Here is a 13,214-nt window from a genome sequence, read left to right on the forward strand (position 1 = left end):
ATGCCGACATCGCCGCCCGCATCGGCCAGCCCAAGGCGGTGCGTGCGGTGGCCCAGGCCTGTGCCGCCAACGACATCGCCATGGCCATCCCCTGCCACCGCGTGGTGCGGGCCGACGGCGCCCTGTCCGGCTATCGCTGGGGCGTCGCCCGCAAGCGCGCCCTGCTGGACCGCGAGGCGAGCTGACGCATGGAACGCGACCCGCCGTCAGGCCGCCTCGGCCTGGCGGCGGCGCTCGGCCCAGCGCTCGCCGAATTCACCGAGGGCATCGACCACGGCGCGCAGGCGCCGACCCTCCTCGGTCAGCTCGTACTCCACCCGTGGCGGCACCTCGGGATAGATGGTGCGGGAGACGAAGCCCGCTTCCTCCAGCGCCCGCAGGTCCAGCGTCAGCATCCGCTGCGAAATCCGCGGCATCAACCGCTGCAGGTCGCTGAACCGCTTCGTCCCGTTCAGCAGGTTGTAGACCAGCACGATGCGCCAGCGGCCGCTGAGCAGCCGCATCGCATCCTCGACCGGGCAGCCCGAAACACTCTCCTTCATGCCACGCCCTCAGTATAAAATTTGTAACAACCCAACAATATTGTGCTTTCTTCACAAGATATACCGGCTTCGGCATGATCCAGCCATTGCAAATCACACACCAGAAAGATCCCCAGCAATGGAACCGATACTCTTCTACGGCGTTCCCCATGGCTGTTCCTTCGGCTCGATCGTGGCGCTGGAATGGCTGGGCCAGCCCTATCGGCTGAGCCGGATCGACATGCTGGCCAGCCCTGCCCTGTATGGCCGGGTAAACCCGTCCCGCGAAACCCCGACGCTGCTGCTGGAGGATGGCGAGACGCTGAGCGAGAGCTTCGCCATCCTCCAGCATCTGGCTGCCCGTGACCTCGGCCGCGAGCTGGGCTTCCCCCAGGGCACGCGCGCGCATGACCGGCTGAACCGCGTGCTGGCCTACCTCCACACCAGCTTCCACGCCGCCTTCTCGCCCGCCTGGATCGCGTACAAGCTGGCCGACAGCGACCCGATGAAGCCGGCGCTGCGCGATCTCGCCCGGGACAAGACGGCGAAGGGCTATGCCCATCTCGAGGCGCTGCTGGCCGGCCGGGACTGGCTGGACGGCAGCGACAGCAAGACGGTCTCCGATGCCTATCTGGTCGGCATCGCCCGCTGGGGCGAGGATCTCGGCCTGTTCGAGCTGGCGCGGGCGTATCCGCGGGTGCATGCCCATCTGCAGAAACTGGAGGCCGACCCCGCTGTGATCTTCGCCCATGCGATCGAGGACGAGCGCCCGGCCACCACCGGCGGCGGCTTCCTCGGCCATGTCGCACTGGACGAGCTGGTGCCGCGTCTGGCGGCCTGAGGCCTTTGCCGGCAGCGGGCTTGACCTCGACTCAGGCGCCTCCCTACCCTCGATGGACATCCGAACTCCGGCAGAGACAGCCATCGAGGAGGCCTGCGCTTGGCCAAGCCCCGCATCGACACCTATGCCACCGCCACGGCCGGCGATCTCGCCAGTGCCCTGAGCCGCCGCGAGATCGGCGCGCTGGAGCTGTGCGACACGGCCATCGCGACCATCGAGGCGCGCGACGGACCAATCAACGCCGTGGTGGTGCGCGACTTCGACCGTGCCCGTGACCAGGCCCGGGCGGCCGTTGCAGCCCTGGCCCGTGGCGAATCCCGGCCGCTGCTGGGCGTGCCGATGACGGTGAAGGAATCGCACAATGTCGCCGGCCTGCCGACCAGCTGGGGCGCAGTGCCGAACGTCATCGCCCACGAGGATGCAGTCGGCATCCGGCGGCTGAAGGCGGCCGGGGCTGTGATCCTGGGCAAGACCAACGTGCCGCCCTGGCTCGGCGACTGGCAGTCCACCAATCCGATCTACGGCCGCACCGGCAATCCGCACGATCCGAGCCGCACGCCCGGCGGGTCTTCCGGCGGGGCGGCGGCGGCGCTGGCGGCAGGCATGGTGCCGCTGGAATACGGGTCCGACCTTGGCGGCTCGATCCGGGTGCCCGCCCATTTCTGCGGCGTCTACGGCCACAAGACCAGCTATGGCGTGATTCCCGGCCGCGGCCACGTGCCGCCCGGGAGGGAGACCGGGGCGCCTTTGGCCATGGCGGTGGTCGGCCCGCTGGCGCGCAGCGCCGAGGATCTTGCCCTGGCGTTGGACGTGCTTGCAGGGCCGGATGACAGCGAAGCGGTGGCTTGGCAGCTGGCCCTGCCGCCGCCGCGGCACGACCGCCTGGCGGATCACCGCGTGCTGATCCTGGACGACTACCCCGGCGTCCCCCTGGACTCCGAGCTACGGGCGGCGCTGGACGTTCTGGCCGGCGCCCTGGAGGCCGCGGGCGCCCGGGTGTCGCGCGACCGGTCGGGGCTGCCCGACCTGGCACGGTCGCTGACCCTGTTCCACACCATGCTGATGACCCAGGTCACCCGCGCCGCACCGCCGCCGGGCCCGCCGGTGACTGCGCATGAGTGGATGAACACGCTCGACGCCCAGGCCCATCTCCGCCGCGACTGGGCCCGGCTGTTCGAGGAGGTCGACGTGGTGCTGGCCCCGCCCTTCGGCACGGCCGCCTTCCCGCATCTCGACGAACCGGATTTCGCCAAGCGCCGCCTGGCCATCGATGGCCAGGAGACGCCCTATCACTTGCAGGGGGCCTGGAGCGGCCTGGCCTCCGTCGCCAACCTGCCGGCCACGGTGGCACCGATCGGCCGAACGGCAGGCGCGCTGCCGATCGGGGTGCAGATCATCGGCCCCTATCTGGGGGACCGGACCACGATCGGCTTCTCCGGGTTGCTGGCCCGGGAACTGGGGAGCTGAAGCGGCCGCCCCTCTTCTCCCGTCGTCATTCCCGCGAAAGCGGGAATCTCTCCCCGTTTCCAACGTGACGAGATCCCCGCTTCCGCGGGGATGACAGGTTCAGAAAGTCCCGCGCGGTCAGGCGGCGACGCGGGCCAGGGCCTGGCGCAGCCGTGCGATCGCCGCCTCGGCGTCGGCGCGGCGCTCGCGCTGCTCCTCCACCACCTCGTCCGGCGCCTTTTCCAGGAACTGGGCGTTGCCCAGCTTGCGGTCGATCTTGTCGACCTCGCCGGCCAGCTTCTCAATCTCCTTGCCCAGCCGCGACCGCTCCTTGTCGAGATCGATGATCCCGGCCAGCGGCAGCACCAGCGTCGCCTCGTCGATTACCGCCTGGGCGGCACCCTTCTCCGGCGCCGCGTCGGACACCGTGATCGCGGCCAGCCGCGCCAGGCGCCGGATCAGGGCGCCATGGGTGTCGAGCCGGCGCGTCGTCTCCGCCGAGACGTCGCGCAGCGTCGCTGTCAGCTCCGCCGCCGGCGGCACGTTCATTTCCGACCGGATGGTGCGGACGGCCGAGATCAGGCGGACCACCCAATCCATCTCCGCCGCCGACTGCGGGTCGACCAAGCCGGCCGGGTATTCCGGCCAGGGCTGGGTCATCAGTGATGCACCGCCGCGATCCGCCAGCTGCCGCCACAGCTCCTCGGTCTCGAACGGCATGATCGGGTTCAGCAGGTGCAGGATCTGCTCCAACGCCCAGGCCGTGGTGGCCCGGGTCTCGGCCTTGGCGACCTCGTCGGTGCCGGAGAAGACCGGCTTGGCGAATTCGAGATACCAGTCGCAGAAGCTGTTCCAGGTGAACTGGTACAGCGCCGAGGCCGCCTCGCTGAAGCGGAAGCCTTCCAGCGCTGCCGCCGTCTTCTCCGCCGTCTTCACCACCTCGCCGACGATCCAGCGATTCAGCGTCAGCCGATTCGCCGCCGGGTCGTAGCCCGGCACCGGGCGGCATTCGTTCATCTCGCAGAAGCGGGCGGCGTTCCACAGCTTGGTCGCGAAGTTGCGATAGCCCTCGACCTGCTGCGGCCCCAGCTTGATGTCGCGGCCGGCGGCCAGCGACACCATGGTCATGCGCAGCGCGTCGGCGCCGTAGCTGTCGACCAGTCCCAGGGGGTCGATGACGTTGCCCTTGGACTTCGACATCTTCTGGCCCTTCTCATCGCGGACCAGGGCGTGGAAGTACACGGTGCGGAACGGCACCTCATCCATGAAGTGGATGCCCATCATCATCATTCGGGCGACCCAGAAGAAGATGATGTCGAAGCCGGTGATCAGCACGTCGCCGGGGTAATAGCGCTGCAGTTCCGGCGTCTGGTCCGGCCAGCCCAGGGTCGAGAACGGCCACAGGGCGGAGGAGAACCAGGTGTCGAGCACGTCGGTCTCGCGCGTCAGCTCGACCGGCTCGCCATAATGATTCTCGGCCGCCGCCTTGGCCTCGGCCTCGCTCTCCTCGACGAAGATGCGCCCGTCCGGCCCGTACCAGGCCGGGATCTGGTGGCCCCACCACAACTGCCGGCTGATGCACCAGGGCTGGATGTTGCGCATCCACTCGAAGAAGATGCTCTCGGCCATCTTCGGCAGCAGCACGGTCTTGCCCTGCTCCACCGCCTCGATCGCCGGCTTGGCCAGCACTTCGGCCTTCAGATACCACTGCTCGGTCAGCAACGGCTCGATCGGCACGCCGCCGCGGTCGCCATGCGGCACCATGTGGACGTGGTCTTCGATCTTCTCGACCAGGCCGAGCGCATCGAGATCGGCGACGACGCACTTGCGCGCCTCATACCGGTCGAGGCCACGATAGGCCTCCGGCACCTGGTCGTTCAGCCGCGCATCCTCGTCCAGGATGCTGATCAGCGGCAGGTCGTGCCGGCGGCCGACCTCGAAATCGTTGAAGTCATGCGCCGGGGTGATCTTCACCGCGCCCGAGCCCTTCTCGGGATCGGAATACTCGTCGGCGACGATCGGGATCAGGCGGCCGACCAGCGGCAGGACGGCATTCTTGCCGACCAGGTCCTTGTAGCGCTCGTCATCCGGATGCACCGCGACGGCGGCGTCGCCCAGCATCGTTTCCGGCCGCGTGGTGGCGACGGTGATGAACCGTCCCTCCTCGCCGTCAATCGGATAGCGGAAATGCCAGAGATGGCCCTTCATCTCCCTCTGCTCGACCTCGAGGTCGGAGACGGAGGTGCGCAGCTTCGGGTCCCAGTTGACCAGCCGCTTGTCGCGGTAGATCAGGCCCTCGCGGTGCAGCCGCACGAACACCTTGACCACGGCGCGGGACAGGCCCTCATCCATGGTGAAGCGCTCGCGCGCCCAGTTCGGCGTGGCGCCGAGGCGGCGCAGCTGGCTGGTGATGGTGCCGCCGGATTGCGCCTTCCAGTCCCAGACCCGCTCCAGGAAGCCGTCGCGGCCGAGATCCTGGCGCTTGATGCCCTCTTTCGCCAGTTCGCGCTCGACCACCATCTGGGTGGCGATGCCGGCATGGTCGGTGCCCGGCTGCCACAGCGCATCACGGCCGCGGCGCCGGTTGAAGCGCGTCAGCACGTCCTGCAAGGTCATGTTGAAGGCATGGCCCATATGCAGACTGCCGGTCACGTTCGGCGGCGGCATCATGATGGTGAACGGCGCCCCGTTGGAGCGGACGTCATTGGCGAAGGCGCCGCTGCGCTCCCATTCGGGATACAGCCTGGCCTCGACCTCGCGGGGCCCGTAAGTCTTGTCCAGCATGGCTGAACCTTCCGTATTCTTAAGTCTTGGCGATGAAGAGAGGGTGGTGTCGGCGACAGGTCTCAGCGCCCTACGGCGCCGCTGGCGATGCGGGATACTTCCCGCTCGACCGCCTGTTCGACCAGCCGCGGCAGGTTGGCGTCGAGCCAGTCCTTCAGCATCGGCCGCAGCAATTCGCGGACCAGATCGTCCACGGTCAGGCTCTTGGCCGTCACCGCCGCCGGCGGCGCCGCGGCGCTGAGCCGGGCCAGGGCCGCCAAAGCGGCGTTGGCGCTGGCCGAGGACAGCACTGATTCATCGTCACCCACCGCAGGCCGGTGCGGCGCGGCAGGGTGCGGATCGTCCAGCGCCTCGGTCAGTTCCAGAACGTCGTCGTCGCCCGAAACTCCGGCCGGGTCGCGCGCAGATTCGGCCGCGGCCGCCCGGCCACGCGTCGGGTCCTCCTCGGTGATCATCCGCCGGATGGAGGCCAGAATCTCCTCCATCGACGGTTCCTGCTGCGCTCTCGTGTCACTCATCCGTCGCCGCCTTCAGCCTGCAGTCCGGCGCACCATAGGCATTCCGAGGGCCGCTGCAAAGCAGCGACGACTCGGGGCCCGGCCGGACGGCAGGGCCGATGCTCACTCGTCGACGGAGGTGCCGAACCAGCGGGCGCGGGTTGCCTTATAATCCGGCTCCGGATCATAGACCTTGACCGGCAGGCCGAGGTCTCGCGCGGTCAGGGTGCCCACCGAATTCAGCAGCTGGTAGCCGGCCACGACCTCGTTGCGCCGCGACTGCACCAGGCTGAGCGAGGCGGTGAGCAGGTTCTGCTGTTCGGTCAGCACGTCGAGCACGGTGGCGGACCCGACCGCAGCTTCCTGCTGCAAACCTTCCACTGCCAGTTGCTCGGCCTTGACCTGGGCCTGGAACGACTTGATCGCCGCCCGGGCGGTCACCAGCTGCTCCCAGGCGGTCACGGCGCCCTGGATCGCCGATCGCCGCTGGGTTTCGATCTGAATCCGCCGCTGGCCCTGGGTATAACGCGCCTGCCGGACCTTCGATTCCGTGTTGCCACCGGAATAGAGCGGGACGGTGAGCTGCGCGACGATCGAGGCCGTATCGATCCGGATCTGCCGTCCACCGACGCTGTTGGTCTGCGCGACCGTGGAGTACTGGCGCTCGATCCGGGCCTGCAAGCTCAGTGATGGCAGCAGCGCACCATATTGCAGGTCGATGTTGTCGGCGGCTGCCCGCTCGGTGAACACGGCCGCGACGATGCCGGGATTGTTCGCCTGGGCCTTCTGGATCGCGGTCTGCAGCGACGGCGGCAACCCGCCCGGCACCGCCGGCGTGTCCAGCGTGCCCGGCTGCTGGCCGATGATCTGTTCGAACGTCGCCCGGGCGGCGCGTAGCGTGCCTTCGGCCTGGATCCGCCCGGCCGTGCCGCCGGCCAGGGCGGCCTCGGCCTGGCTGACCTCGGTGCGGGTCACCTCGCCGACATTGAACCGGTCCTGGGTGGCCTGCAACTGGCGCCCCAGCTGCGATTCGTTGGTGCGGTTCACGTCGAGCGCCGCCTGGGCCTGCACCACATCGGCATAGGCCGTCGCGGCGTCCAGCAGCACCGTCTGTTCAGTGGTCTGCACCACCGCGCGGGTCGCCTGGACCGTGTTCTCGGCCTGGTTGACCAGCGCTTCGATCTGGCCGCCGGTGTAGATGTTCTGGTTGACGGTGATGCCGATCGTGGCCGGGTCCACCTCGTGCCAGTTTCCCTCCGACCCGCCATTGCTCAACGAGTCGCCCTTCCGGCCACCGGGGCTCACGACCTGACCCAATATATTGGTCTCGAGCGGCGGCGCCTTGCTCGTCGTGTTCGAGAACGTGCTGCCGACGCTGGCGCTGGCGCTGACCGTCGGCCGGTAGTTCGACAGCGCCTGGGCGACGCCTTCGTTGACCGACTTCAGGTTGGCGATATCGGAGGCCAGGGCCGGGTTTGTGGCGTAGGCCGAGGCCAGCGCCTCGGTCATCGACTGGGCCCAGGCCGGGGCGGTGGTGAGCAGCAACACCGCGGACAGTGCCGTGGTGGAGAGCCCGAGACGTCCAAACCGTTTCATCGTCAATACCGTCCCATGGTTTGATCGACCTCACGCGCCCAGGCGTCAATGCCGCCGCGCAGATTGATCACGTTGTCCATGCCCCTCGCCGAAAGCCACTGCACCACCTGCGCACTGCGCCCCCCGTGGTGACACATGACGATCACCGGGCGATCACCCGGAATGTCTTCCAGACGTGCCGGAATCTGGCCCATCGGGATGTCGAGCGTCCCGTCGAGCCGGCACACCGCCAACTCCTGCGGTTCGCGCACGTCGACGACGCAATGACCGGCGCCATCGCGCCGCCATTCCGCCAAGGTCGCCACGTCGATCTCGAACTGCTGCACCCGATGCACCGTCGCGTTCAGAACTGGAAAGCCGGCTTGCGTTCGAAGCCGGGCAGTGTCGCCGTTGCCGCGTCGAACAGCGCGCGCTGCGACGCGACCCCGTCGATCGCATAGCACAGCATAGCACGGCCGACGCGGTCGCCGTCATCCACCACGGTGACCAGGCGGCCGCCGGGTGCCAGCTGCGCGGTCAGCACCGCCGGCATCTCCGACACCGCCCCGTCGACCAGGATGACGTCATAGGGCCCATCGGCCGGCCGGCCGTCCGCCAGCCGGCCCTCGACCAGGGTGACGCCCCGGACGCCGAGTTCGGCCAGCGTGGCACGGGCCGTTGCGACCAGCGCCTTGTCTTCCTCCAGCGCCACCACCTTGGCCGCAAGCCGGGCGATGATCGCCGCACTGTAGCCGGTGCCGGCACCGACGATCAGCACCCGGCTGTCGGGGGTGATCTGCGCGTCGTTTAGCATCCGGGCGAGCACCCGCGGCTCCATCAGCACGCGGCCGCCGCCGATCGCCACGTCCTCGTCGACATAGGCGACGCCGCGCCGGTCTGCCGGCACGAACCGCTCGCGCGGCAATGCCATCAGCGCATCGAGCAGGGCGTTGTCGATGACCTTGTTGGGCTTGATCTGCCCTTCGACCATGTTGAAGCGGGCGGCTGTGTAGTCGACCATGGGAATCCGCACATCTGAGGACGGTGGGCCGTGGCAGCCGGAAGACCGCTGCGGTCCAGACGAGCGGTTATATCGGCCTTCGCGGCCGCAACACAATCCGTCTGATGCTCACCGCTGCGCTGCAAGGCCGCGACACCGCACGCATCCAGGCGAAAAGAGCTGCGTTCATCACTTGACCCCGCTTCACCGCGGACGATATACGGTGGCCGCCGTTGGGGCGCGATGGCTGAGTGGTCAAGCAGCGGACTGCAAATCCGTGCACGCCGGTTCGATTCCGGCTCGCGCCTCCAAACGGTCCGCCCAACGGGCAGGCCCCACGACCGCACCGCCAAAAAACATGGCGGCAAGCGCATGTGAGGCTTGGCAGGGCGGGGCGGGGTTGCTATAAGCCGCGCCACCAACAGCCCGGAGCGATCCGGTGCTCATGTTCCCTGGTAGCTCAGTTGGTAGAGCAGCTGACTGTTAATCAGCGGGTCACTGGTTCGAGTCCAGTCCAGGGAGCCATTTTTCTCGATGGGTCGGCGCATGGCGCTCCACCCGCGAATCTTCCCAGGGCATTCCGATCTGCTCATGCCTGCACGCCGTCGTGGCCGGAGACGCGGTGACGAGCTTGCATGGCCCTACAGCCGAAGACTGGCGAGCTTATCGTGGCCGCGGCCACCCCCAATTCAATGGCCGACAAAAAAAGCGGCGGCCAGCCCATAGGATGGCCGCCGCGTATGGTCAGAGCAGGAAGTCGCCCGCCACCAGGGCTGTATCCGAGATGACGCCGATCGCCATGTCCGCCACCTTGTCGCCGTTGACGTCGGCGAGGACGATGTAGCCCCCGCGGCCATCGCCCTGGACGATGACTTCGTGGCCCGAGCCGGTGAAGGCGCCGCCGGAGGTGAAGGTGAAGGCCGTATTGCCGTTGGCGGCGTTGCCGTCGGCATCGATCGGGCGGAGATCGATCACATCCTGCTGGGCATGCGAGAAGTCACCGATCCGATCCCGTCCGCTGACGGCCACAGTACTGTCGCCCACCGATCGATAGGTGAAATAGTCGCGCCCGCCCTGCCCGAACAGATTGTCGGTGCCGCCATTCCCCGTCAGGACATTGTTGACATCACTGCCAATCAGAGTGTCCTTGAAATCCGAACCATAGACATTCTCGACACTGATAAACCGATTGCTATCCCGGAGGTCAACCGACACACCGGTACCGTTGGGGAAAATATTTGAATAGAGCGCATGGTAATATACGGTATCTGTTCCAGCGCCGCCGTCGATATGCACATCGCTACTATCTGCATATGGAACAATCCGATCATCGCCAGCCCCACCTCTGAGAGTTATTTCTGACTCCGTCAGATTTGAACTATAGATACGATCATCTCCACCACTCGCGTCGACAAGAGACGTATGGTAGCTCGTCATGATCAGGTCCGAAAAATTGCTCCCATAGATCCCATTGATATTGGTGAGGGTATCTTTGTCGGCGCCCCCGCCTATGACCGTATTTTGGGACAACCGGGCTGTTATCGCCTCCGTGGAGTTGAGATAACTGGCAATTCCACCATCCAGGAGGTCGGATCCGGCCCCGCCATCGAGGACGTCGTGACCTGCGCCGTGAAGCGTGTCGTTGCCGTCGCCGCCATACAGATGGTCGACGGAGCCGTCATCGCCGGTACTGCTGCTGCCGCTGCCGATGACGTTGCCATTGAGAACATCATTGCCGGCGCCCCCGGAGAGGAGATCGCTGCCCCGGTCGCCGGTGAGGACATTGCTGCCACCGTCGCCGACAAGGATGTCGTCTCCTTGCGTCCCCAAGACGTTCTCGATGCTGATCAAAGTCCCGAAGGTTACATAGCCGGCCCCAAGGTCGACGGTAACGTGCCCCCATTGGCTGAAGCGCGCCGTATCGATCCCGGCTCCACCATTCAGCACATCCGTGCCGCCGCCGCCAGGATCCAGCAGATTGTCGCCGGCATCACCGATCAACGTATCACTGCCATATCCGCCGATCAGGCCTTCGATGCCGCTGAGCGTGTCGCCCCCGGCGTCGCCTCCACTCGCGGAGCCGGTCGCGAGGTTTACCGTGACCCCGCCGCCATTGCCGGCATAGCTGGCAATGTCGTATCCATCATCGCCATAAAGCTGGTCCGCACCTGCGCCACCGGTCAGCACATCGTCGCCGGTGCTGCCATTGAGTTGATCCGCCCCGGCACCGCCGTCCAGCGAATCGTTTCCGGCATCGCCGAAGAGCTTGTCCTGCCCTCCATGGCCGAACATCGTGTCATCGCCGCCGAGTCCGAAGATCTTGTCATCGCCATCGGCCCCGTTGAGCGATCCATCGCTGCCGTCTGTGCCGATAATGGTCAACCCTGCCATCACACGTCTCCCCTTGTGCAATCGGATGTCTGAAATCTGATTCTGATCAACGTCAGGTGGCACGACGCCGCCTTGGCGGCGCCGCGCCACCTGGTCAGAGCAGGAAGTCGCTCGCCACCAGCGCTGTGGACGCGTGCACGGTGATGGCCATGTCGGCCACCTTGTCGCCATTGATGTCAGCGAGGACAGTATAGACGCCGGCACCGGCCGCCTGGACGATCACCTCGTGGCCCGAGCCGGTGAAAGCCCCACCGGATGTGAAGATGAAGGCGGTGTTGCCATTGGCGCCGTTCCCATCCGCATCGATCGGGCGCAGATCGATCCTGTCGCCCTGCGCGTGCGAGAAATCGGTGATGGTGTCCCGGCCGTGCGCATTGACGGTGCTGTCACCGACCGCCTGATAGACGAAGGTGTCACCGCCACCGCCGCCAGTCAGGGTGTCCTGGCCGGTGTTGCCGAGCAGGATGTTGGCCTGGCCGTCGCCGGTCAGGCTGTCTTTTTGGGCGGAACCGAACAGGTTCTCGATGCTGATGAGCGTGTCGCCCTCGGCCTCGCCGCCGCTGGCGGCACCGGTCGCCAGGTTGACGGTCACGCCGAAATTGCTGGTGTGGTAATAGGCCCAGTCCGATCCATCGCCGCCATCGAGGATATCGGCGCCCAGGCCGCCGACCAGGCGATCATCGCCGGCGCCGCCGCTCAGCGTGTCATGGCCACCGTTGCCATAGAGCGAGTCGTTGCCGTCCTGCCCCCACAGGGCCGAGTTGTTGTGGTCGCCGATCAGCTGGTCGTCATGGGCGGAGCCGGAGAGGTTCTCGATGTCGTAGAGCCGGTCCCCCGCGGCGTCGCCGCCGGTGCCCGTGCCCACGCCGGTTGTGAGTTGCGCGCCTCCCTCGCTCCTCCCGCCGCCGGTCAGGTGCACCGTCACGCCCGCGGCCGACCCGGCATAGGAGGCGGTGTCGAGGCCGGCCCCGCCGAACAGGGCATCGGCACCGGCACCACCGGTCAGGGTGTTGTCGGCACCGTCGCCGGACAGCGTGTCGGCAAAGGCCGAGCCGACCAGGGCCTCGATTCCCCGGAGCACGTCGCCTTCGGCATCGCCGCCATGGCCGGTGCCGAAACCGAGGCCGCCCAGGAGATTGACCACCACCCCGGCCGTGGACCCGGCATAGGAGGCGGTGTCGAAGCCGGCGCCGCCGTCGATCGTGTCGGCTCCGGCGCCGCCTTCGATCTGGTTCTGGCCTGCATCGCCGATCAGGGTGTCGGCGAAGCGGGACCCGATCAGGTTCTCGATGCTGTAGAGCAGATCGCCCTCGGCATCACCCCCGAAACCGTAACCAGTGCCGCCGGAATTGGTGGCGACGATCAGATGCACCTCAACGGCCGCGTTGGACCCCACATAAGCCGCAGTATCGACGCCATCGCCGCCGTTGAGACTATCGCCCCCGGCCCCGCCGGAGAGCAGATCATTGCCGTCGCCGCCGTCGAGACCATCGCCTCCGGCCCCGCCCACGAGCCAATCGTCGCCGGCACCGCCGACAAGAACGTCACTGCCGCCCCCGCCATCCAGCCGGTCGTCACCGATGCCACCGACAAGATTGTCATTGCCGTCGTTACCTCCCAGCCGATCGTCGCCGGCACCGCCGTCCAGGCGGTTGGACTCACCGTCGCCTGTCAGGTTGTCGCTCAGCGACGATCCGATGAGATCCTCGATACCGCTGAGATGATCGCCCTGCGCGTCTCCACCGGTGCCGGCCCCCGTCAGCAGCGAGATCTGGACGGCTGCCGCCGAATGCACATAGGTGGCGAGGTCTTCACCGCCTCCCCCCTCCAGGGAATCCGCGCCGGCCCCGCCTTCGAGCACGTTGTTGCCGGCGGAGCCCTTCAGCGTGTCGGCGTGGGCCGACCCGATCAGGTTCTCGATGCCGGCGAGGCGATCGCCGTCGCTCGCAGTGCCGAGGGTAAGATCGACCATGATCGCCGCGGACGTGGCGGCATAGGAAACGGTGTCGACACCATCGCCACCATCCAGGAGGTCGCTGCCGTCGCCGCCTTGCAGCAGATCCGCACCGTCGCCGCCATAGAGAGAGTCGCTGCCGGCGCCGCCGCTGAGCTGGTCGTCGCCGGCGTCGCCCCGCAATTCGTTCGAACCGGCATCGCCG

At 67.3% G+C, this 13,214-nt stretch carries 10 protein-coding genes, 2 tRNA genes and 1 pseudogene; 5 read left to right on the forward strand and 8 right to left on the reverse strand.

Annotation, left to right across the window (positions count from 1 at the left end; genetic code table 11):
- On the forward strand, positions 1–185 hold a 185-nt coding region (locus AC3XYG_RS28930; protein ID WP_489143340.1), incomplete at its 5' end, for a methylated-DNA--[protein]-cysteine S-methyltransferase.
- Positions 186–206: 21 nt separating this feature from the next.
- On the opposite strand, the gene AC3XYG_RS28935 is transcribed toward AC3XYG_RS28930, so the two are convergent.
- Positions 207–542 carry a winged helix-turn-helix transcriptional regulator gene (locus AC3XYG_RS28935; RefSeq protein ID WP_489143341.1) on the reverse strand — a complete coding sequence of 112 codons (336 nt, stop codon included), beginning with the start codon at positions 540–542 and terminating at the stop codon, positions 207–209.
- A gap of 118 nt (positions 543–660) precedes the next feature.
- Between AC3XYG_RS28935 and AC3XYG_RS28940 the strand changes: the two genes are divergently transcribed.
- Both AC3XYG_RS28940 and AC3XYG_RS28945 read left to right on the forward strand, forming a co-directional pair.
- Complete coding sequence (locus tag AC3XYG_RS28940; protein WP_489143342.1) at positions 661–1,362, forward strand: glutathione S-transferase family protein; 702 nt, start codon at positions 661–663, stop codon at positions 1,360–1,362.
- 99 nt (positions 1,363–1,461) lie between these two features.
- Positions 1,462–2,829, forward strand: a complete 1,368-nt coding sequence (locus AC3XYG_RS28945) for an amidase family protein (protein WP_489143343.1) — start codon at positions 1,462–1,464, stop codon at positions 2,827–2,829.
- 117 nt (positions 2,830–2,946) lie between these two features.
- On the opposite strand, the gene AC3XYG_RS28950 is transcribed toward AC3XYG_RS28945, so the two are convergent.
- From AC3XYG_RS28950 to AC3XYG_RS28970, 5 genes are all read right to left on the reverse strand, one after another.
- Complete coding sequence (locus AC3XYG_RS28950; protein WP_489143344.1) at positions 2,947–5,592, reverse strand: valine--tRNA ligase; 2,646 nt, start codon at positions 5,590–5,592, stop codon at positions 2,947–2,949.
- 62 nt (positions 5,593–5,654) lie between these two features.
- Positions 5,655–6,110, reverse strand: coding sequence for a DUF2497 domain-containing protein (locus tag AC3XYG_RS28955; protein ID WP_489143345.1), 456 nt, complete (start codon positions 6,108–6,110; stop codon positions 5,655–5,657).
- A 102-nt stretch (positions 6,111–6,212) separates the two neighbouring features.
- Positions 6,213–7,685: a TolC family outer membrane protein gene (locus AC3XYG_RS28960; RefSeq protein WP_489143346.1), complete on the reverse strand. Its 1,473-nt coding sequence runs from the start codon at positions 7,683–7,685 to the stop codon at positions 6,213–6,215.
- Between the two features lie 2 nt (positions 7,686–7,687).
- The gene (locus tag AC3XYG_RS28965) at positions 7,688–8,011 is read right to left on the reverse strand and encodes a rhodanese-like domain-containing protein (RefSeq protein ID WP_489143347.1); all 324 of its coding nucleotides are present in this window, start codon (positions 8,009–8,011) and stop codon (positions 7,688–7,690) included.
- 17 nt (positions 8,012–8,028) lie between these two features.
- A complete protein-coding gene (locus tag AC3XYG_RS28970; protein ID WP_489143348.1) occupies positions 8,029–8,685 on the reverse strand; it encodes a protein-L-isoaspartate O-methyltransferase family protein in 657 nt (218 codons plus the stop codon).
- A gap of 216 nt (positions 8,686–8,901) precedes the next feature.
- Here AC3XYG_RS28970 and AC3XYG_RS28975 point away from each other — a divergent pair.
- Positions 8,902–8,975: transfer RNA gene (locus tag AC3XYG_RS28975), tRNA-Cys, on the forward strand.
- A gap of 138 nt (positions 8,976–9,113) precedes the next feature.
- A tRNA-Asn gene (locus tag AC3XYG_RS28980) sits at positions 9,114–9,189 on the forward strand.
- Positions 9,190–9,408: 219 nt separating this feature from the next.
- Here AC3XYG_RS28980 and AC3XYG_RS28985 read toward each other — a convergent pair.
- Together AC3XYG_RS28985 and AC3XYG_RS28990 are read right to left on the reverse strand one after the other, a co-directional pair.
- Positions 9,409–11,055, reverse strand: coding sequence for a hypothetical protein (locus AC3XYG_RS28985; protein WP_489143349.1), 1,647 nt, complete (start codon positions 11,053–11,055; stop codon positions 9,409–9,411).
- Between the two features lie 94 nt (positions 11,056–11,149).
- Positions 11,150–13,214 (reverse strand): annotated as a pseudogene (locus AC3XYG_RS28990) (hypothetical protein); the annotation flags it as partial.

The sequence above is a fragment of the Inquilinus sp. genome (assembly GCF_057815775.1).

What these genes read in the sequence shown, in the direction of transcription:
- AC3XYG_RS28935 (WP_489143341.1), bottom strand. Translation starts at nt 542, where the DNA reads ATGAAGGAGAGTGTTTCGGGCTGCCCGGTCGAGGATGCGATGCGGCTG.
- AC3XYG_RS28970 (WP_489143348.1), bottom strand. Translation starts at nt 8,685, where the DNA reads ATGGTCGACTACACAGCCGCCCGCTTCAACATGGTCGAAGGGCAGATC.
- AC3XYG_RS28955 (WP_489143345.1), bottom strand. Translation starts at nt 6,110, where the DNA reads ATGAGTGACACGAGAGCGCAGCAGGAACCGTCGATGGAGGAGATTCTG.
- AC3XYG_RS28985 (WP_489143349.1), bottom strand. Translation starts at nt 11,055, where the DNA reads ATGGCAGGGTTGACCATTATCGGCACAGACGGCAGCGATGGATCGCTC.
- AC3XYG_RS28940 (WP_489143342.1), top strand. Translation starts at nt 661, where the DNA reads ATGGAACCGATACTCTTCTACGGCGTTCCCCATGGCTGTTCCTTCGGC.
- AC3XYG_RS28950 (WP_489143344.1), bottom strand. Translation starts at nt 5,592, where the DNA reads ATGCTGGACAAGACTTACGGGCCCCGCGAGGTCGAGGCCAGGCTGTAT.
- AC3XYG_RS28960 (WP_489143346.1), bottom strand. Translation starts at nt 7,685, where the DNA reads ATGAAACGGTTTGGACGTCTCGGGCTCTCCACCACGGCACTGTCCGCG.